The 20102-nt window shown below is 59.7% G+C and carries 19 protein-coding genes, 1 tRNA gene and 2 pseudogenes; 14 read left to right on the top strand and 8 right to left on the bottom strand.

The window, feature by feature from the left end; genetic code table 11:
• Nucleotides 1-55 precede the first annotated feature (55 nt).
• Nucleotides 56-1081, bottom strand: coding sequence for an alcohol dehydrogenase AdhP (adhP, locus tag ASD02_RS24900; RefSeq protein ID WP_057221305.1), 1026 nt, complete (start codon nt 1079-1081; stop codon nt 56-58).
• A gap of 59 nt (nt 1082-1140) precedes the next feature.
• Between adhP and ASD02_RS39940 the strand changes: the two are divergent.
• Nucleotides 1141-1410, top strand: a pseudogene (locus ASD02_RS39940) (transposase); the annotation flags it as partial.
• A 427-nt stretch (nt 1411-1837) separates the two neighbouring features.
• Here ASD02_RS39940 and ASD02_RS24895 read toward each other — a convergent pair.
• Entirely contained in the window at nt 1838-2761 is a 924-nt protein-coding gene (locus ASD02_RS24895) for a LysR family transcriptional regulator (protein WP_057221304.1), read from the bottom strand.
• 124 nt (nt 2762-2885) lie between these two features.
• On the opposite strand from ASD02_RS24895, the gene lysA reads away from it, so the two are divergent.
• The 7 genes from lysA (at nt 2886) to ASD02_RS24860 (ending at nt 10512) form a co-directional block, all read left to right on the top strand.
• Nucleotides 2886-4337: a diaminopimelate decarboxylase gene (gene lysA / locus ASD02_RS24890; RefSeq protein WP_244494281.1), complete on the top strand. Its 1452-nt coding sequence runs from the start codon at nt 2886-2888 to the stop codon at nt 4335-4337.
• Between the two features lie 106 nt (nt 4338-4443).
• A complete protein-coding gene (locus ASD02_RS24885; protein WP_057221303.1) occupies nt 4444-6030 on the top strand; it encodes an ABC transporter substrate-binding protein in 1587 nt (528 codons plus the stop codon).
• 134 nt (nt 6031-6164) lie between these two features.
• Nucleotides 6165-7103: an ABC transporter permease gene (locus ASD02_RS24880; RefSeq protein WP_057221302.1), complete on the top strand. Its 939-nt coding sequence runs from the start codon at nt 6165-6167 to the stop codon at nt 7101-7103.
• Nucleotides 7100-7990, top strand: a complete 891-nt coding sequence (locus ASD02_RS24875; protein WP_025431468.1) for an ABC transporter permease — start codon at nt 7100-7102, stop codon at nt 7988-7990. The genes ASD02_RS24880 and ASD02_RS24875 overlap by 4 nt, the downstream gene beginning before the upstream one ends.
• 11 nt (nt 7991-8001) lie before the next feature.
• On the top strand, nt 8002-9000 hold the full coding sequence (locus ASD02_RS24870; protein WP_025431469.1) for an ABC transporter ATP-binding protein: 999 nt from the start codon (nt 8002-8004) through the stop codon (nt 8998-9000).
• Nucleotides 8997-9971 (top strand): ABC transporter ATP-binding protein, encoded by a 975-nt coding sequence (locus ASD02_RS24865; protein WP_057221301.1) that lies wholly within the window; start codon nt 8997-8999, stop codon nt 9969-9971. The genes ASD02_RS24870 and ASD02_RS24865 overlap by 4 nt, the downstream gene beginning before the upstream one ends.
• A gap of 25 nt (nt 9972-9996) precedes the next feature.
• Nucleotides 9997-10512, top strand: a complete 516-nt coding sequence (locus tag ASD02_RS24860) for a L,D-transpeptidase family protein (protein WP_057221300.1) — start codon at nt 9997-9999, stop codon at nt 10510-10512.
• Between the two features lie 217 nt (nt 10513-10729).
• Here the strand turns inward: ASD02_RS24860 and ASD02_RS24855 are convergent, their stop codons facing one another.
• The gene (locus tag ASD02_RS24855; protein ID WP_057221299.1) at nt 10730-12091 is read right to left on the bottom strand and encodes an aspartate aminotransferase family protein; all 1362 of its coding nucleotides are present in this window, start codon (nt 12089-12091) and stop codon (nt 10730-10732) included.
• Nucleotides 12092-12224: 133 nt separating this feature from the next.
• Between ASD02_RS24855 and ASD02_RS24850 the strand changes: the two genes are divergently transcribed.
• The 4 genes from ASD02_RS24850 (at nt 12225) to ASD02_RS24825 (ending at nt 16958) form a co-directional block, all read left to right on the top strand.
• Nucleotides 12225-13094: a LysR substrate-binding domain-containing protein gene (locus ASD02_RS24850; RefSeq protein WP_057221298.1), complete on the top strand. Its 870-nt coding sequence runs from the start codon at nt 12225-12227 to the stop codon at nt 13092-13094.
• Between the two features lie 165 nt (nt 13095-13259).
• Complete coding sequence (locus ASD02_RS24845; RefSeq protein WP_057221297.1) at nt 13260-14312, top strand: D-alanyl-D-alanine carboxypeptidase family protein; 1053 nt, start codon at nt 13260-13262, stop codon at nt 14310-14312.
• 233 nt (nt 14313-14545) lie between these two features.
• Complete coding sequence (locus tag ASD02_RS24840; RefSeq protein WP_057221296.1) at nt 14546-14908, top strand: hypothetical protein; 363 nt, start codon at nt 14546-14548, stop codon at nt 14906-14908.
• Nucleotides 14909-15278: 370 nt separating this feature from the next.
• On the top strand, nt 15279-16958 hold the full coding sequence (locus ASD02_RS24825; RefSeq protein WP_082555624.1) for a GMC oxidoreductase: 1680 nt from the start codon (nt 15279-15281) through the stop codon (nt 16956-16958).
• A gap of 141 nt (nt 16959-17099) precedes the next feature.
• On the opposite strand, the gene ASD02_RS24820 is transcribed toward ASD02_RS24825, so the two are convergent.
• Nucleotides 17100-17549: a hypothetical protein gene (locus ASD02_RS24820; RefSeq protein WP_057221293.1), complete on the bottom strand. Its 450-nt coding sequence runs from the start codon at nt 17547-17549 to the stop codon at nt 17100-17102.
• On the opposite strand from ASD02_RS24820, the gene ASD02_RS38515 reads away from it, so the two are divergent.
• Complete coding sequence (locus ASD02_RS38515; RefSeq protein ID WP_057247467.1) at nt 17548-17934, top strand: hypothetical protein; 387 nt, start codon at nt 17548-17550, stop codon at nt 17932-17934. The two genes, ASD02_RS24820 and ASD02_RS38515, sit on opposite strands and share 2 nt — an antisense overlap.
• Here ASD02_RS38515 and ASD02_RS24815 read toward each other — a convergent pair.
• The 3 genes and pseudogenes from ASD02_RS24815 to ASD02_RS24805 form a co-directional block, all read right to left on the bottom strand.
• Nucleotides 17905-18530: pseudogene (locus tag ASD02_RS24815) on the bottom strand (DUF5131 family protein); the annotation flags it as partial. The gene ASD02_RS38515 and the pseudogene ASD02_RS24815 overlap by 30 nt on opposite strands.
• A 36-nt stretch (nt 18531-18566) precedes the next feature.
• Nucleotides 18567-18998, bottom strand: a complete 432-nt coding sequence (locus ASD02_RS24810; RefSeq protein WP_057208401.1) for a PIN domain-containing protein — start codon at nt 18996-18998, stop codon at nt 18567-18569.
• On the bottom strand, nt 18995-19297 hold the full coding sequence (locus ASD02_RS24805) for a hypothetical protein (protein WP_057221292.1): 303 nt from the start codon (nt 19295-19297) through the stop codon (nt 18995-18997). The genes ASD02_RS24810 and ASD02_RS24805 overlap by 4 nt, the downstream gene beginning before the upstream one ends.
• A 223-nt stretch (nt 19298-19520) precedes the next feature.
• On the opposite strand from ASD02_RS24805, the gene ASD02_RS24800 reads away from it, so the two are divergent.
• Nucleotides 19521-19781 carry a hypothetical protein gene (locus tag ASD02_RS24800; protein WP_234908109.1) on the top strand — a complete coding sequence of 87 codons (261 nt, stop codon included), beginning with the start codon at nt 19521-19523 and terminating at the stop codon, nt 19779-19781.
• 223 nt (nt 19782-20004) lie between these two features.
• Here the strand turns inward: ASD02_RS24800 and ASD02_RS24795 are convergent.
• Nucleotides 20005-20081: transfer RNA gene (locus ASD02_RS24795), tRNA-Met, on the bottom strand.
• Nucleotides 20082-20102: the final 21 nt, after the last annotated feature.

Below are 20102 nucleotides of genomic sequence, written 5' to 3'. Positions count from 1 at the left end.
CGAGCCTCCAATTTCAAAGACTTCGCTGTAACGAGTTCGGCCGTAATGCAAGCTGCTACAATCTCATGACGATGCGACCGTCAATCTTGCCCGCTTCCATCCGATGAAAGATATCGTTGATGCTCTCCAGGGGCTCCCACGAAAAATGGGGCGTTACCTTGCCTTCCGCCGCGAACTGAAGCGATTCCTCCAGGTCCTGGCGGGTACCCACGATCGATCCGCGCACGGTAATACGTTTCAGGACTGTTTCGAACACAGGCAGGGAAATTTGCCCAGGAGGGAGGCCGACGAGGGCCATCGTGCCCTTCGACCGCATGAACCCGAAACCCTGTTCCATCGCGGCGGGAGAAACGGCCGTCACCAGCGCTCCATGAACGCCGCCATTCGTGGCCTTGTGCACCTGTTCAATGGCATCGTCTGCCTTGCCGTTGATCGTGATGTCGGCACCAAGTTGTTTGGCCAAGGCCAGCTTTTCTTCGAATATGTCAGCGGCGACAACCTTCATGCCCATCGCCTTCGCGTACTGAACGGCCATGTGGCCCAGACCGCCAACACCCGAGATGGCCACCCATTCACCAGGGCGGACTTCCGTTTCCTTGAGGCCTTTATAAACAGTGACACCAGCGCAGAGAACGGGCGCAGCGGGCCCGAACTCCAACCCATCGGGAATGTTGCCGACGAAGTCGGGATCCGCCAGTCCGAATTCAGCGAAGGTTCCGTTGACCGAGTATCCGGTGTTCGATTGCGAGGCGCAAAGAGTTTCCCAACCAGTCCGGCAATAAGGGCAATAGCCGCAAGCAGAGTGAAGCCATGGCACCCCCACCCTGTCGCCTTCCTTCACCCTTTTCACACCCGCGCCGATGGCCGAGACATAGCCGACACCCTCATGTCCCGGAATGAAGGGGGGTGTCGGCTTCACTGGCCAATCGCCGTTTACCGCGTGCAAATCGGTATGGCACACACCGGTGGCTTCATATTTCACTAGTATCTGTCCCGGTCGCGGAGTCGGAACCTCCATCTCCTCGATGGTTAGCGGAGCGCGGAACTGTCGAACGACAGCCGCCTTCATCGTCTGTGCCATTTCCGTTATCCTCCGTGTCGCATGTATTGAGAGACGCCTTTGCAGGCAGCATAATAATGAAGTATCAATCGGGTGAGACAGACTAAAGCGGTCGCATCTCGAGGATCGGCGATGTGGGCGTGCGAACCGCGCTCTCCGAGGCGGCCAACGTCATTTTGACCCGGCCGGTCAAAGGCTCGGCTCTTAAGAGTTGGGCACTGGCGGTCGCCAGACGTGCGGGGCCTAGAAGGGCGCGTGTTGCGCTGGCCCGCCAGCTGGCGGGGGTGTTGCATTTGCAAGTTCACAGTAAACCTGCTGAAAGGCTTCGACAACCGCTCTTCGCCGGCTAGCGCCGCGGCCTTTGTAGCAAGGCCAGACTCAACTTGCAGATGGGGCCTATTTCTTCAGGTCGCCCCACCCCCAACGTTGCATGTTCATGCCCGATGATCCAAGCAACTCCCGTTGACGCATGTGTATGCGGTTTACGCCTCGCATTCATTTCCCCTTGAAGGTCCGTGTTTTCCTGGTCTTCGTTTTGGGCGAGCTTGGCGGTTAGTTGCGTTTGTCTTGTCTCGGAACGCCAAAAGCCCGCGGACATTACTGTCTCGCGGGCTTTTGGCCTGATCGCACCGAGACTTGCAATCCGCGCCATGCCTGAGCTTTACGCAACCATTCCGTTATACGGTCCAGCGGGTCATTCGCTTCGTCACGCTATCGGTGCGGCTCTTCCGGCGCTGTCGCGTGCGGTTCAGATCGTTTCGATGAGAACGCGGTTGCCTAGCCCTTGTCCATCGCAGACTGCAAGGTTGCTCGCATCTCGTTGGCAACATCTTTTAGGACTGCGGTGAATTTTTCCGCGACTGCCGAACCCGTTTTTCGGGCCGGACGCCAGACGGCGAGCGCGTAGGGGACGCCGACGCTGAACCTTCGCAGGACCACGCCCTTGCCCAAATGGTTCGCGGCGGTCAGCGGATTGATGATTGACACGCCCACTCCGGCTGAAACCATTGAACAGACGCTTGCCGCCGTCGTCGTTTCAACCGCGTAGCTACGCGAGATGCCCGCTGCAAAGAAGATGTCGTCCAGTTTCCGTCTATACGGGTCATCCTGCGAAAAATAGACGAACGGGACACTATCGAAATCGGCAGGCTCGAGAACCGGTTTGGACGAAAGCGGATGACCAATCGGCAAGACGCAGACCAGGTCGCCAACTTCGATGCGCTGCGAGATAACCCCCTGATGTTCGAACCGGCCTTCAGTCACCCCCAGGTCAAACACGGTCGTGGCCATCTCATGCTGCAGCGACAATTCCTCGAGGGAATGAAGGGACAAATGAACCGCGGGGCGATGCTTCAGGAGTCGTTGCGCCACACGGGGCAGGATCGCCTCCGCATAGGCGGGGATGGTCGCGACCCGGCAGTTCGCGGCATTGTGTGTTCGGATCGCGGACGCGGCCCGACTGATTTCTTCCATGCCTACGAAGGCGCGGCGCACGACTTCATGCAGCAGCAGCGCCTGGTTCGTCGGTGTCAGGCGCTTGCCGAAGCGCAAGAACAGCTCGAATCCGATCCGCTGTTCCATATCCCGCAACTCGCGGCTTATCGTTGGTTGCGACGTCCCCAAGGCCGCCGCAGCCGCGGTCATGCTCTTGTTGATCATGATGGCGTTAAAAATCTCCATCTGACGCTGATTGAGCCGCATCGTTCCGTTCTTTCTCTTTCCCGCCTCGGAGATGCCACCGTTCCCGTCTTTGACCGGTCGAGGTTCCAGCAACTTGCATATCAAATCTGAATAAGACGGCCTTAGCAATTATTTCCCAAGCATCGTGAGGTCTGGAATCATCTGCTCATTAGTAACCGCTGATGCAATTATTCGTGATGGGCTGATGACAAAACATACGGAATCCCCGAATCGCCTGGGAAAAGACCGGGACTGGCTCGTCTATCAGGCTGGCGGCCTGCATATCGAGGATGTCTGTCTAAGCGCCGTGGCAAGGGCCGTGCCGACCCCTTTCTACTGCTATTCCGCAGATGCCATCCGATCGGCGTACAAGTATCTCGCGTCTGCCGTTAACCCGATCGGCGTTTCGATCTGTTTCGCGGTCAAGGCCAACAGCAACATCGCCGTGCTTGGCTTGCTCGCCGAACTTGGTTGCGGCATGGACATCGTTTCCGGCGGAGAGCTTGAGCGCGCCCTCGCCGCGGGAGTGCCGGCATCCAAGATCATCTTCTCCGGGGTTGGAAAGACGCGCGCCGAGATTGCCCGCGCAGTTGAGGTCGGCATCCACCAGATCAACGTCGAGTCGGCAGCTGAAATCACCGCAGTGGCCGAGGTTGCTCGAGGACTTGGCCAGCGCGCGCCTATCACGCTTCGCGTGAATCCCGACGTCGATGCAAAGACACACGCAAAAATCACGACGGCCACCAAGGACAGCAAGTTCGGAATCCCGATCGGCGATGTAGCCGACCTCTATGCCGAGGCAGCGGCGATGCCGGAACTCGAGGTGCTGGGCGTCGCCGTTCACATCGGATCGCAAATTCACGACATGTCGCCGTTCCGACGTGCCTTTTCGGCAATGGCCGATCTGGTGGTGTTCATGCGCGGGAGAGGACTGGTTGTGCCGCGTCTTGATCTTGGCGGCGGGATAGGCATCGCCTCGAACGACACGCCGGGTCCCGACATCGCAGAATATGCTGCAATCATCGCCGAGACAGTCGGCCACCTTGGCTGCCAACTGACTGTGGAGCCCGGGCGATGGCTGGTCGGACGGGCGGGATTACTGGTGACGGAGGTTCTTTACCTCAAGGAAATGCAAAGCGGACCCATGGCCATCCTGGACGTCGGGATGAACGACCTGATGCGTCCGGCGCTTTACGACGCGCAGCATCCCGTTTTAACTCTTCACGAGCCGCGCACGGATCGGGCCGCCCCTCACTACAGCCTCGTGGGTCCGATCTGCGAAAGCTCCGACCAATTCGGGACGTATGATAGACTTGGCGAGATGCGCGCGGGCGATCTGCTGGCGTTCGATTGCGCCGGCGCCTATGGCGCGTCGATGGCCTCGACCTACAACTCCCGTGATCTCGTGGCCGAGGTACTCGTGGAGGGCAGCCGGTTCCGGACGATACGGCGTAGGCAGGATATCAGCGAGATGCTGAGGCTCGAGCAAGCGGGAAGGTGGCAGTTTCCTGTTCCGGAAGGGCAGGAAGCGACCAGGTCAGCTCAACCGGTCTCGGACGGGGCGCTCAGGACGCCAGTGACAATTGGCACGAGCTGAACTGGAAACTGATCCGGAAACGGAACAGCCGGGGAGGCACGCGGCGACATTCGTCGTGCACGTCGACCCGGATGGGGAACCAAGAAAAAGGAAGAAGGACGGACAAATGCTTAATAAGGTCAAAATTCTAATGGCGACGGGGCTGGTCACGCTTGCCCTGGCCTCGCCGACACTGGCGGCAGATCACGTATTGCGGATCGCCTACCAAGAGGATCCGAAGACGGTCGATGTGCAGATGACGCAGGACTTCTACACCCTGCCGCTGAATGTTTACGACCGGCTTATCGAAGCGGAAACGAGCGGCCCCGGCCAATCGAAGCTGGTGCCCGGCCTCGCCGAGCGCTGGGAAGTTTCGGAGGATGGCAAGACCTATACGTTCCATCTGCGCAAGGGAGTCCTTTTCCACAATGGCGAGGAACTGACGGCCGATGACGTCGTCTACACCTTCGACCGGATGCTCGACCCCAAGACCAAGGCCCTCAGCACCGATATTCTCGACTTCGTCGATGGCGCCAGGGAGCGGCTGGACGGAACGGCCACCACTGTCCGTGGATTGCAGGCAGTAGACAAATACACTGTCAAGATCGTTCTGCGCGACCCCTACGCGGCCTTCACCGCTCTTATGGCCGCCCCGGCCGCCTCGATCTACAATCGGAAGTTCACCGAACCGTTGGGCGACCAGTACGGTCTTACGCCTGAAACGACCAACGGCACTGGTCCGTTCAAGTTGACGGAATACAATCTGAACGACAATCAGGTTCTCGAAGCCAACGACCAGTACTACCGTGGTCGTCCCAAGCTCGACCAGATCATCATCCGCGTTGTCGCAGATTCGGAGACCTTGCGGCTTCTCTTTGAATCTGACGAACTGGACGTCTTCGACGTTGACTACGCTCCGACGCAGTTGCCCTATTTCACCAGCAGTGATCAGTGGAAGGGCCAGGTCCGGGCGGGTCCGCGCGTCGGCATGTACTACTATCACATCAACCAGGCGTTGAAGCCCTTTGACGACGTGCGCGTCCGCAAGGCATTCCAGATGGCCATCAACCGCGAGGAAATTCTCCAGAAGAATTTCTACGGCAAGGGCATGGTTGAAAACGGCGTGATGCCGCGCGGCCTTACCTGCTACGCCGCCGCCACGCCCATCGAATACAATCCGGGCAAGGCCAAGCAACTTCTGGCCGAAGCGGGTTATCCCGACGGCGTGGACATCAAGCTTGCGCAGGTCAGCAGCTGGTCTTCGAAATGGTCTGACATGAACCAGATCATTCAGGCCCAGATTAAGGAAGCCGGCTTCAACGTCCAGATCAACACGATGGACGAGTCGGCCTATCTTGCGAGCCGCAAGGCCGGGACGGTCGACAACTACACGCAAAACTGGTCCGCTGACTTCAACGATCCGGATAACTTCTTCTACACGTTCTTCAGCAAGAGCGGGACAGCGGTTCGTGGTTACAACAACAACGATACTGAAGTCTTCGCGGCTCTCGACAAGGCACGGTCGATGACCAATCCCGAGGAACGCTGCGCACTCTATCAGAAGATGACCGATCGGATCGTGCAAGAAGACGCGGCCTGGGTGCCGATGTTCAGCCTCGATCACGCCTACGTCGTCCAGCCGCGGGTGAAGAACTTCGTGGTGCCGTGGAACGGCTGGAGCGATATGAGCTACTATAAGATGGAAGTCGAATAAGACATTCGAGGTGGCGGGCGTTGTTCATCGGTGCCCGCCCCATTCCAGTGCGCGCTTGTCGCCAGTGCGCCTTCTCTGGCAGGTATCTCCTTGCAGCTCTCGCCTCAGTGAGACCCAATGAAAGACTTCTTTCGATGCTGATCTTCGTGATAAAGCGCATCGCGATTTCGATCCCCGTTCTGATCGCCATCACGGCGTTGCTTTTCATCATGCTCAATGTGATCCCCGGCGATCCCATCGCGCTGATGATGAAGGAACATGCGAGCGCCGAAGTGATCGACCGCGTGCGTGCCCAGATGCACCTCGATGATCCGCTGCTCACGCGGTATTTCAGGTTCCTTTTCGCCGCGCTGCAGGGCGATCTCGGCGTGTCGATCAAGCTCAACCGGGACGTGACGACGCTCATACTCCACGCCTTTCCGAATACGCTTCTCCTCGCGGCCAGCGCGGCGATCGTTTCCTGGGTCATCGGCATCCCCGTGGGGATTCTGTCGGCGGTTCGGCGGGGTTCCAAGCTCGACCATTTCTTCATGGGCTTCTCGCTTCTGGGCGTGTCGATGCCGATCTTCTGGTCCGCCCTGCTGATGCAGTACATCTTCGCCTTGAAACTGAAATGGCTGCCGGTATCGGGGTTCTACGGCTTCGAATATGTGATCATGCCCGCCATGGTTCTGGGGTGGAGTTCCGCAGGCGTGATCGCCCGTTTGACTCGATCCAGCCTCTTGGAAGTGATGCGCCTTGACTATATCCGAACGGCCCGGGCCAAGGGACTTCGCGAGATCCTGGTAATTCAGCGGCATGCACTCAAGAACGCGCTCATTCCCGTGGTGGCTATCATGGCGATCCAGGTTGCCACGCTTCTGTCCGGTGCGGTCATCACCGAAGCGATCTTCGGCATTCCCGGCGTCGGCCGCATCTCCGTCAACGCCATTCAGGCACGCGATATGCCGCTTCTGCAAGGGTCGGTCCTCTTTGCGACTACCCTTGTCATTATGGGGAATCTGATTGCCGATATTCTCTACTCCGTCCTCGACCCCCGCATTCGATACCAAATGAAGGGAGGATCGAAGTGACGCAATTTTCCGAAACAACGGAAGACTTTGCCGATACGAGCGAGAGCGACAGCTTCTTTCGTGAGACGGTCAGGGTCTTCTGCAGAAACCGCATGGCGGTGATCGGGCTGATCTTGGTCGGCGCTCTGGTCTTCGTTGCGATTTTTATTCCGCTTATCAGCCCCCACGATCCCTATCGCGTCGCGCTGGACGAACAGTTCTTGCCGCCGTCCACCACCTATTGGCTCGGGACAGACAATTTTGGCCGGGATCTTCTGACGCGGATTCTCTATGGCGCTCGGATCTCGTTGGTCGTCGGCATCGTGCCGAGCTTCATCTCTCTGGTGATCGGGGCCGTAATGGGCATCATCAGCGGATATTTCGGAGGCAAGACCGATGTCCTCATCATGCGCCTGGCCGATACCATGCTCGCTTTCCCGTCGCTGCTCTTGGCGATGGTCGTGATGTACACCCTGGGCGCAAACCTCTTCAACATCTTCATCGCGTTGAGCCTCGTCGGCTGGGCAGGTGTGGCGATGGTCGTGCGCTCCCAAACGCTCGCCCTCAAGGAGAAGGAATACATCGAGGCGGCGCGCGCGAACGGCACGAGCAAAGTGACGATCATGGTTCGCCACCTCTTCCCCAATGTCATCCCGACGCTGATCGTCCTGTTTTCGCTCAGCATTCCCGAGGCGATCATGTGGGAATCGAGTCTCAGCTTCCTCGGCGTGGGCGTCCAGCCACCCGAAGCGAGCTGGGGGTTGCTAGTGGCAAAGGGCAAGGAATACCTCTTCTCGGCACCGCTGGTCGCGATCATACCGGGGGTGGCAATCCTGGTCGCGGTGCTGGCGTTCAATTTTGTCGGTGACGGGCTGCGCGACGCGCTCGATCCCTACATGAAAGACTAGCGGGCGCTGCGATGACAGATCAGAGCATATTGTTAAGCGTGCGCAACCTGCGCACGGAATTCCAGACCCAGCGCGGCTCCGTCAAGGTTGTCGACGGCGTGTCGTTCGACGTCGGCCGTGGCAAAATAGTGGGACTGGTGGGAGAATCCGGCTCCGGCAAGAGCGTGACGGCGCTGTCGCTGATGGGGCTGGTGGCATCCCCCCAGGGAAAGGTAAGCGCCGACAGCATTATGCTGAACGGCACCGACCTGACACGGCTGAACGCCGAAGAACTGCGGCGCAACCGCGGCCGTCAACTATCGATGGTGTTCCAGGAGCCGATGACATCCCTGAACCCGGTGAGAACCATGGTCCAGCAGGTCGGAGAGCCTCTTTCGATTCACACGAATCTCGGTCGGCGTGCTATCCGCGACAAGGTTCTGCACATGTTCGAAACGGTGGGCATACCGGAACCTGCGGCGCGTCTCGACGTCTATCCGCACCAGCTGTCGGGCGGTCTCAGGCAACGGGCGATGATCGCCATGGGACTGATTTGCGAACCGAAGCTTCTCATCGCGGACGAGCCGACGACCGCGCTGGATGTGACGACACAGGCGCAAATCCTGCGGCTGATGATGGCGCTACGCGACAGGGTCGGCACCGCGATCGTCATGATCACCCATGATCTCGGTATCATCGCAGAGATGTGCGACGAGGTGAACGTGATGTATGCGGGTCAAATCGTCGAGCAAGCCAACGTCTTCGACCTCTTCGACCGGCCATCGCATCCCTATACGCGCGGACTTCTCGCATCGATCCCGAAGGCGACGGAAAAGCGCTCGGCGGAACGCATGAACAGCATTCCGGGTGTGGTGCCCAACCTCGCCAAACTTCCCACGGGCTGTCGTTTCAATCCCCGATGCGGGGACGCGATGCCCATCTGCCGGGTGCAGCAACCCGAACTGACGGATCTCGGCAATGGTCACAAGGCCCGCTGTTGGCTTCACGACAAACAGGGAGGAAAGCTGTGAGCGAAGTCCTCATCTCAACCGACGGGCTAAGCAAGCACTATCCTATCGGTACAAGTTTCTTCGGCCGACGGGATCAGGTGATCCGTGCCGTGGACGGCGTCAGTCTGGATATCTACGAGAGAGAGACATTCGCGCTGGTGGGCGAGTCGGGCTGCGGCAAGACCACGCTTGGCCGTGTCATGCTGCGGCTCCTCGACCGGACCGCGGGCACCGTGCGGTATCGCGGCCAGGACCTTCACGCGCTGAACGATTCAGCGATGCGGGCGATGCGCAAGAAGCTCCAGATCGTCTTTCAGGACCCGTTTGCCTCGCTCAATCCCCGGATGCGGATCAAGGACATTCTGGCCGAACCGCTGCGCACGCACCGCTTCGGAACAGAGGCCCAGATCGAGGAACGCTGCGGCGAACTGCTCGACATGGTCGGGCTGCGGCGAACCTTGTTGCGCCGTTACCCGCATCAGTTCAGCGGCGGGCAACGGCAGCGCATCGGCATCGCCCGCGCTCTCGCCAACAGCCCTGAATTCGTGGTCTGCGACGAGGCAGTTTCGGCGCTGGACGTCTCGATTCAGGCGCAGGTCCTGAACCTGCTCCGCGATCTTCAGGAACAGCTGAAGCTGACCTATCTGTTCATCACGCACGATCTGAGTGTGGTTCGCCAGTTCGCTGACCGCGTCGGCGTGATGTTCCTCGGGCGGATGGTGGAGGTCGGCACGACGGAGGAGATATTTTCCAATCCGCGTCACCCCTACACGATGTTTCTGATTTCGGCGGTTCCGCGCGCCGATCCACATCAGCGGAACCGCGAAAAGCCGTTGCTGGTCGGCGACATTCCGAGCCCGATGAACTTGCCTACCGGATGTCGATTTCAGACGCGCTGTCCTTACGCTCAGGCGATCTGCAGGACGGAGGAACCGGCCCTGTCCGATCGGGGCGGCCGGCCAGTCGCGTGTCATTTTCCCCTGGGTCTGTGAGATTTCAAGAAGGAAGGAGTTGAGCGTGGATCTGATCGTTTCGCGAGACGGGGACGGCTGGCAAGCCACATTTGGAGACAAGCGCTGGCGCTGCGCCGTCGGCCGCGGCGGCTTGCATACAGACAAGGTCGAGGGCGATGGTGTCAGCCCCGTGGGCCGTTGGCCGATCCGCCAGATTTTCTACCGGGCAGACCGGATGGCCAAGCCGACAACGCAGTTCCCCTGCCATGAGATCGACAGGTTGGACGGCTGGTGCGACGCCCCCTCGCACCCAGACTACAATTGCCAGGTGAAGCTACCCTTCGCCGCGAGCCATGAAGAGCTTTGGCGACATGACGATCTCTATGACGTTGTAGTCGTATTGGGACACAATGACGACCCGCCGGTGGCCGGCGCGGGCAGCGCGATCTTTCTGCATGTCGCCCAACCGACCTATTCGCCGACTGCGGGTTGCGCCGCGCTCTCGAAAGAGGATCTGCTCGACTTTCTGGCAATTGCCGAACCTACCTCGCATCTGTGCTTTCACCGTCGATCCGCATGATCTCGGTCAGCAGCCATCCCTGCGGGCGGTGATCGGCGTGTAGCACAAGAGCAGGAGGTCAGCTTCAGCCACCTCGCGCATCAGCCTGTCCTCGGCACGCCGTCGGGCAGCGAGACGAGCTCGACACCGCGCGCCCGTAGCCCGGCGTCGATCATTCGATTTCCTGATCCGTGCGGCTTTTATGGCATTCCTCCTGCTTTATCCGATGTCCGCCGCGTCAACCCGCGAGGATCGATTGTTCGACGATCGTCAGCGCCCGGTCGAGTTCTTGGCGGGAGACCACCATGGGCGGCGAGAGTGTCATGACGTTGCCCTGGCTGATCTTCAGGCTCAGCCCCGCTTCCATGCAGCGATAATAGGCCCGCTCCGCCAGCGCATTGTCCGGCGTGAAATCCGTCCGGTCGGATACGATCTCGACGCCGAAAAGCAGGCCGCGGCCGCGCACATCTCCGACCGCCGCGCAGCGTTCGCCGAAAGTGCTGAGCCGCTCCATCGCATAGCCGCCGAGTTCGGCGGCCCGCTCCGCAAGCCCCTCCTCGATGATGATGGAAATGGTGGTCAGCGCCGCGCGCGTCGTTACCGGGTTCTTTTCGTGCGTGTAGTGGCCGATGGCATAGTCGCCCGCCACGTCGAGATCGCGCCTGGCGACCACGCCCGCGATCGGCAAAATGCCGCCACCGAGCGATTTTCCGAGCACGAGGATGTCGGGAACGACGTCGTCGTGCTCGCAGGCAAAGAAGCGGCCGGTCTTGCCTAGGCCGGTCGGAATTTCGTCGAAGATCAGCAAGGTTCCGTGCCGGTCGCAGGCCTCACGCACCTGTTTCCAGAAACCCGGCGCCGGTGGATTGGGCGTCGCCCGCATCGGTTCGGCGACCAGCGCTGCAAAATCGCCCTCGCGGGCGAGGACGTAGGAGATCATATTGGCGCAGGCGCGCGCGGAACTTTCGAGATTGTCCTGGCCATAGCCGCAGTGGCGGTTCGCCCAGGGCGCGACGTGTTCGGCGCCCGGCAGGAGCGGGCCGGCTATGCCCGAGCGGAAGGTCGCCTCGCCGCCGACGCTCGACGCGCCGAATCCGGCGCCGTGGAAGGCATCCCAGAAGGAAAGCGTCTTAAACCGGCCGGTCGCGGCGCGCGCCAGCTTCAGTGCGACTTCGATCGCATCGGATCCACCCGTGGTGAACAAGACCTTGCCGAGATCGCCGGGCGCAAGACGGCCGAGCATCTCGGCAAGCTCGACGGCAGGTTCGCAGGTGAAACGACGCGGTGCAAAACACAAATCATCGATCTGGGCCTTGATTGCCTGTTTCAGCCGGGGATGGCCATAGCCGATGTGGTGAACGCTGTTTCCATGGAAGTCCATGTAGCGCCGGCCAGCGGTATCCTCGATCCAGATGCCCTCCGCCTTGGCGATGGCGGTCAGGCAGGGGCTTGACAGGCTCTGGTGCAGGAATGCGGCGGCGTCGCGCGCTACGAGGGAGTTCGTCCGTTCATCGCCCATCCGGGCGTTCCAGGCCCCGCGCGCTGCCGACGTGTTGGCTTCGCCCTCCGTGTGAACCAGGGCGGATGCTGTGGCTTTCATCGCTTTCTCCGATCATCGTGCAGCTGCGTGCAAGCTATCGCATCTATCGGAGAGTGAACAAAATCGATATTAATGAGACAAATTAAGAATTCTTCGATGCCGAAGAAGCATCACCTAGGGGCTTCCGCCTGTCATGCGCTATGTCCAGCTTCGGGCTTTCCATCACGTGGCTCTTGCCGGCAGTTTTTCGCAAGCTGCCCGCGCATTGCACCTCACGCAGCCTGCCATTTCCGACCAAGTGCGCTGGCTGGAGGAGGAATACGACGTCGCCCTATTCGTTCGAAAGCGCCGTCAGATCGAGCTGACACCGGCAGGTTCCCGGCTCCTGGCGGCGACCCACCGCCTGTTCGATGCCGAAGGCGAAGCCCTCGAGGTCCTGCAGGAGGAGCGATCGTTGCGGGCAGGCATGCTCAGGATCGCAGCCGATTCGGTGGATCACGTCCTGGACGTGCTCACCGTCTTCCAGGCGCGGTTTCCCGGCATTCAGATCAAGATCGTCGGCGGCAATTCCAACAGCATCGTGGAGGATTTGCTTGCCTACGACGTGGACGTCGGCGTCCTTGGCGAATTGGCCGATGAGCGCCCGTTCGAGGTCTTTTCGCTCAATGTCTCGCCTGTCGTGCTCTTCGCCGCGAAATTGCATCCCCTGGCGACGCGGACGAGCATTCCGCTTGAGGCGTTGAGCGCATGGCCCCTGATCATGAGGGAGCACGGTTCACGCACCAGGCAGATGCTGGAGAAGCTCGCGGGGGCGCAAGGGGTGACCCTCCGCTACGCAATCGAGGCCGAAGGACGCGAAGCCGTCCGGCGGATCGTTGCCGCAGGCATGGGTCTCGGGGTTGTGTCCGAAGCGGAGTTCGACAACGATCCGAGGCTGGTGAAAATCGCGCTCGAACACCAGCCGCTTTCGATGCATGAAAAGCTGATCTGCCTGAAGGATCGCCGTAGCAGCAAGTCAATACAGGCCTTCTTCGCGACTGCGCGCGCACTGGCGCAAGGCTAGTGCGCTCCCCCACCCCGCATGACCACCGATAGCCAATCGCGAAGATCCCTCGCCTTCGGCAGCGTCGCGTTACCTAGCGAAGCAACGCGCCTCCGACGCGCCGCAGCGAACGCTTGTGCCCCGCGGCACATCATGTCATTAGGACGCCTTCCCGGAGACTGGCACATGACGAAAAACATAATCGCCGGAAAACCTTTGAAAAGATTGGCGTTTATGGCGTCCCTTTTTTTGTGGACACCGGCGAATGCAACGCCGGCACTCGTCGTGGATGCCGACAGCCATCAAGTTCTCTATCAGGAAGATGCCGGCGTACCCTGGTATCCGGCCTCGACAACCAAGCTCATGACCGCGTTCGTCGTGTTTGAAGCCCTTCGGTCTGGCGAGGTGACACTGACGACACCGGTCACCATGACCCGCAACGCAACGAAACAGGCGTTTCTCGAATCCGGCCTGACCTTCGGCCGGACGATGACCCTCGAAGATGCGCTCTTTGCCACGATGACGGCTTCAGCAAATGACGTCGCTGTAGCCTTGGCAGAAGTAGTCGCTTCCGGCGAAACGTCTTTCGTTCGGCGAATGAATGAAGCGGCGGCCCGCATCGGGCTTACGGGCACGCATTTTACCAATCCAAACGGTCTATTTGACCGAGAGAATTACACGACTGCCCGCGATCTTGCGATCCTTGGGTTGGAAGTGGACCGGATGTTTCCTGAATATCGCCGCTTCTTCCTGGCTTCGGCAGTCACGATCGACGGTAAAGAGATCAAGTCCAACAATCTGTTGTTGACGCGTTTCAGCGGAACCATCGGGATGAAGACTGGTTTCCTATGTGCATCCGGACGAAATATCGTCGGGCTCGCAACTCGAAATGGAAGGCGCGTGATGGTGGTCATCTTGGGCGCAACGACAGAACGGGAACGCAACGAAAGATCCGCGCAATATCTGACGCAAGCCTTCGATGGAACGCTGTCCCCCGATGCAGTGCTTGTGGATCATCTGCCGAACCGGAGGGGTGTCGCGCCGCAGGATATGCGCATTCGCCTCTGCACCGACCAGAGTGCTGACTACGAGGCCAGCCGAAATAAGCTTTATCCAATGGGCCTGGCAGGTCAGGAAACCTACTTGCGGGATCATATCACCGGGCAGGTCCACGCGATCACGACATGGGCCAACGATAACGTCACGGATGTACCAACACCCACACCACGCCCATCATAATCACAACAACGAGCCAGCTGTATGGTGCCATACACCTTCGGCCCGAGTCCCCAGCGACCTGCCCAGAGCCGCGGCCTGCGGATCATGGGTCGCCGGCGGCACGCCGGCTCCCGTCTGGATGCACGGCCTTAGCCGTATGACACCCGCAGTTTGGTTTAGAGGTGCGCGCCCACGCGTGAAAGTTTTGGAAAGTCACGGATTTGCATTGCCGCCCCGTCGAAGGAGACTGCAAGATGGCAAAGAAGCTGCTCGAAGGCGCCTCGAAGGAGGATCAGACCTGGTCGGCCGAAGTGACATGCCGGTTTTCGCATGGCGGGCTTTTTTTGATTTGGTTGCGGGGGCTTGATCACGCAGAGACTTGTATTTCGGGACGCTATATCAATTTCGCTCATATTACGACGTCGCCGCCGCACCTTGAGGCGCCTAGCCGCGGCGATGATGCGGGCGGTGATCGGCGTGTAGCACAAGAGCAGGAGGTCGGCTTCAGCCACCTCGCGCATCAGCCTGTCCTCCGGCACCCGCCGTCGGGCAGCGAGACGAGCTCGACGCCGCGCGCCCGTAGCCTGACGTCGATTTCCGGGCATTCGATTTCCTGATCCATCCGAACGGCTTTCATGGCATTCCTCCTGCTTTGTCCGATGTCCGGCGCGTCAACCCGCGAGGATCGATTGTTCGACGATCGTCAGCGCCCGGTCGAGTTCCTGGCGGGAGACCAACGGATTTCACGCCGGACAATGCGCTGGCGAAAGCTGCCACTAATCCTTTTGATCGAGGTGACGAGCAAAATCATCCAACTTTAGGCGAAGTTGTTCTGCGGATAGTGAAACTCTAGCGTGCCGTGTCAGTTGGCGCCTCCGTCTTCAATCCGCTGGCGATCGCGCCAAGACTGATCCGCAGTGCCACAAGGGGACGGAAGGGTGATTGCGGTGGCGGCTAAAAGGGCGCTGGCTCAAAAGTGGGGGGCAGATGTTTGCGGGTTTAGAGGTCTTTCAACAGGCGTTTGACGTGTGCGTCGCGGGCGCTGGCCCGGTCGGTATTGCCGCTGCGCTTGAATTGAGCAGGCGCGGCATGCGAACGCTGCTTCTCGAAGCGGGGCCGAAACGATCGAAACGACCCCAACGAAACGAAACAGGCTTCGACATAGAAGACGATATCTATCACGCTGCGGACCGACTTACTTCGGCCACCGGACTTGGCGGCACGTCCGAACGATGGGGTGGGCAATGCGTTGAGCTGGATGATATAGACTTCGAGGCAAGAGATTATGTCGCACACTCCGGTTGGCCTATTGCTCACGAAGAGATTTCGCCTTTTTATCAGCGGGCACGGGCTCTTTTGAGCAGCAACGTCGCCGGCGAGCGATCGGAGCCGGAACCGGAGACTGCTTTCCCATCATCCCGGGAAAGCTGGACACGAATACGCAACACAGCGAAGGCCAACAGCGCCGAGCTCGCTTCTTCGAAGAACCTCTTCGTCGCCCTGGACGCGAGGATCAAAGCTCTGGCGTTCGATCCGGTTGAGGCGCGCGTACATTCCATGTCGATTGCCTGCCGCGGTGGTTCGTACAAGGTGTGCGCCGACCAATATGTGCTGGCCTGTGGCGGCAGAGGTAATACCCGGCTCCTACTGAACCTCCAGCTGGCGTTTCCGCAATTGTTCGGCGGAAGCGATGGGCCGCTCGGGCGCTTCTACATGGGACATCTCGCTGGACAGATCGCGCAGATCGAATTCGCCACCAAAGAGCATGCCGAACGGTATCTTTTTAAGCGCACATCCACCGGAACCTTCGTGTGTAACCGGTTTCAACCCGCCCCCCAATTGCAACGGGCACACGAGCTGCCGAATATCGCTTTTTGGCCGACGAACCGGAGGGCCGCTTTCGGTGAGGCCGACACGGCGCTCTCGCTGCTACATCTCTGGAACAGTCGGAAGTCCTTCGTCCACAAGGCGACATGGGGCGAAGCCGACCGATTCCGTTACTATAATGCTCTGCATAATGTACTGCGCAATCCCCTTGGCGCGACCTCTTCCGCGCTGGGGCTGCTTCGCCAAAAATTCAGCTTTGCCGAACCATATGTTCTGCTGCGCAGGCCAGACATGAAATACGGCCTTCGCTACCATGGGGAGCAAATTCCAAGCAGTTCAAGCCGCGTCTTCCTCAAGCCAGAGCAAGATGCGGACGGTCAGTTCAAGCTCGACGTCTCATTCCGATATCTGCCTCAGGATTTTCGCGGGACGCTCCAAGCACATGTCGCCTTGGATCGCTGGCTCAAGGAGCGCAAGATAGGCAAGCTGATATTCGACGCAGCCCCCGAAAACCTCGAAGAGCATATCGCCGCGCAAGCCAAAGACGGATACCATCAGATCGGGTTGACCAAGATGGGCGTGGACCGCAACCACGCCATCGTCAACCACAACTGTCGCGTCATCGACATCGCTAACCTCCATATCGCCGGCAGCTCCGTTTTCGCTACGTCCGGACAAGCGAACCCCACGCTTCCCGCCGTCGCCTTGGCCATCAGACTCGCCGAACATCTCGCCAGCGAGGCCCGCCATCAAAGCACGGCGGCGAGTTTGTCGACGAGCAGCCGCGGAAGCCTCTCGCCCGGTCCTCAACCCGAAACTAAAATCCTGCCCGCACTCTGACAATCGGGGGCGTTGCGTGGGAAGCTCCCCGCTCGAAGGCCGGCGACCGTGGCGCAGTCAGGGGGAAGCTGTCCGCACATAGGCTCAACTCGGCGCCCCCAGACAGGACACTAACCGCCACCCCTTACAATACTAATCTCACTAATCAACACCCTCTTGACTCCTAATTGAGACACCGACCATTGCTTTGTTCTGCCTTAGAACGCCAAAAAAGCCCGCCGGCCTTTCGATCTTGCGAGCTGTTGTTTTGATTTGGTTGCGGGGGCTCGCTTCAACGAATGGCATAAAAGGGCTGTTCTGCGGCCCTCCCGCTTCCGCATTGGCAAAGCCGAGAATGCCAAACAGCTCGCCGCGTAGCTCTGCATGAACGTCGCCGCGCTTGATGCTAGGGGTCAGTACGATCTCGCCGATCAGCGGGCGCAACGCCTCCGCCGCCTGCCTGCCTCCGTCTGGATCCTCAAGCGCTTCCGTCAGACGCTCCACCCGCAGCCGGTAGAGGATGACAACGTTCGGGAGAATGTCAGGCATGTCGGCGGAGGCCTGTGACAGGCGGGCGGTGATATCCGCCTTCTGTCGTTCGAGGTCATCCATGCGCGCCTTCATCGACGGCTGGTACATGCCATCCATCGATGGCGGAAATAATCCCGGCGATAGCCTTTTCGATCTTCGCGAGATTTTTCCGGTCGGTTGCCGCCTGCGCACGTCGGTCATGATTCAGCCGGTTCATCTCCTCGGCAGCCTCGGCGACCGCATGCGACGAGACAAGTTTGTCCTTGATGCCGGACAGAACCCGCGCCTCGATCTGCTCACGGGTGATGGACCGACCATTGTCTCAGGTGCCCCGCCTGTGATGGTTGAGGCAGGCATAGCGGCTAGGCGTGACGATGCCGAACTTGCCGCCTCAGCATCCGCAGGTGAGAAGGCCGGTCAGGAGAGAAACCGGCTCGCCCACAATTGCCCAGTGGATGTCCTGTAGATCAACGGCCCCAACCGAACCAATTAATGGCTCGAAAGAAATGAACCGGATCGCAGCGGGCGCCCTATGCAGATGCTCAACACGATTGACGACATCCGCGTTTTCAGTGCTGGTGCCGAGCCAGACGTTGGGCAGGGCTTCGCCAATCTTGCCGGAAACCAGCTCCGTCATTCGGTCCGGCCGCTTCGTGAGGATTTGATAGTTGTGGCTGCAGATTCCGAGGCAATCCGCCCCCGCATTCCGAAATGATGCCGCCCGTGGGGCGGCGTCTCGCGCATCACCTGCGAAACTTCGAGAATGAAGGCGTCGCTGACCTGCTCATGAAACAGGTCACTCATCGAGTTTACGAAGATCTTTCGGGGTTTGCGCCAGCGATGCGGAATCGACAGCGCCTCCCGATCCTCGCGTACCACGCCATTTTAGACAGTTCGCCGTCCAGTCTTGCGGGTCAGCCCCGCATATTTCTCCACGCCCATCGCCTCGAGGCGTTTAGCCATTTCCATGGCATAGCAATGCGTGCAGCCAGCGGTCACAATCGAACACCCGGCGACTGGATTCCAAGTCGAATCCGTCCACTCGATCTGCGTTTCAGCCATGCCTCTCTCCCGAGAATCTGTCACCCAACCAAGACATCAGTTGCCATCCCTCATAGGATTGACGAATTGGATACCGGCGAAATCTTTTCCGTTGTCCGTGACCACCACGCAGTCGTTAGCACCGGCGACGGCAGCGATGATCATGTCGAGTGCGCTGCGCGGACGACCTGCGGCTTTGCCTTCGGCCATCAATCGCGCCCAGATCAAAGCTGCCTTGTCGTCGAACGTAAGGATACGGTTGGCGAACAACTCCTGCGGACCTTCCGGCCCCGAGAACCAGGCATCAAGGGCGTCTCGCTTCTTGCCGCGCGGCTTCTCCAGAATGCCGCGCCGGATTTCCGCGATGGTGAGCGAAGCGACGAACAGGTTCTCATCCTTCTGTTCGATCCACCATGCCAACAGCGCTTCCGAGGGCTGCGGCTTGACGATATTGCTGATGATGTTTGTATCGAGGAGATAACGCGTCACAGCTCGACCCTGCGCCCTTCCTCGCGGGGGCGCGACAGATCGAGATCAGCGCCGACCAGAGGCGAGCGGCGGAGGGCGGACAGGATACCGCCGGATTTCGGCGGCTCACTCGCGACGAGGGCCTTGACCGCCGCCCGCGCCTGCTCCGCTTCCGGCCCCTCTTCAGCTAGTTGGCGGGCAAGCGACCGGATCAGTTCGCGGTCGGATTCTAGCGCCAGGACCTCGAAGCGCTTGAAGCCGCGCTGCGTCAGCCGTGCGCGATAATTCTCGATTGCTCTCTTCTGTGCGGCATTGCTCATGACGGGTCTCCGTTCTATATCCTGATATATAGCCGATATTAACATCATAAACAAGGGATGTCAGCGATGCCACGAGACTCGCGCCATAAAGCAGTAATGCAGAACAATACTGCGCGTTGGCGCCAGTATTTTCCATATGCTGCGGCACGCGGAAGTGCGCCAAGCTTTGCCGTAGCCGCCGAAGGCACGCCGTCCACCGCCGAATATACGCCTTTAATTTCAGTTGCTTATACTGATCCTCACGCGAATTCTGCAGGGCATGACCTTGCACCCACCCGGCAACAAAGCGAAGATGTCAAGAAGAGAGCGCGAAGAGCTCCTCGAATCCTTGCTGATCGACGAACTGGAGCTTACCTTTACACCTCGTGGCAACCCCGATCCGCGCTTTCTGGGTCTGGTCGACTTTCTGGCACGGCAGGCAGCGCGGGAGTGCTTCGCGGAAGAAGTGAAGATGATGAGGCGACGGGGGAAACGCACCTCCTGATGCCGAAAGGAGAGGTGCATTGAAGGTCGCGATGCCCGCTACAAAGAGAAGGAGAAGCGGATCGAGGCGGCGAGCATACTGCGCTTGGTGGTGGACACGATCGTGCTGAGGCCGGTGGAGGGCAAGGTGGAGATCGACGTTCAGGGCGATCTTGCTGGAATCCTTACGATTTCCGCACAAACGAAAAACCCCGCCTTAGGGGCGGGGTCATCGCAAGTAAAGATGGTTGCGGGGGCAGGATTTGAACCTGCGGCCTTCAGGTTATGAGCCTGACGAGCTACCGGGCTGCTCCACCCCGCGCCATCTCGGTAAACCGCTATG

Source organism: Ensifer sp. Root1252 (genome assembly GCF_001425885.1).
GTDB lineage: Bacteria > Pseudomonadota > Alphaproteobacteria > Rhizobiales > Rhizobiaceae > Ensifer > Ensifer canadensis.
Note: the sequence above shows the minus strand (reverse complement) of the source record. Positions and strands in the feature narration are given on the sequence as shown.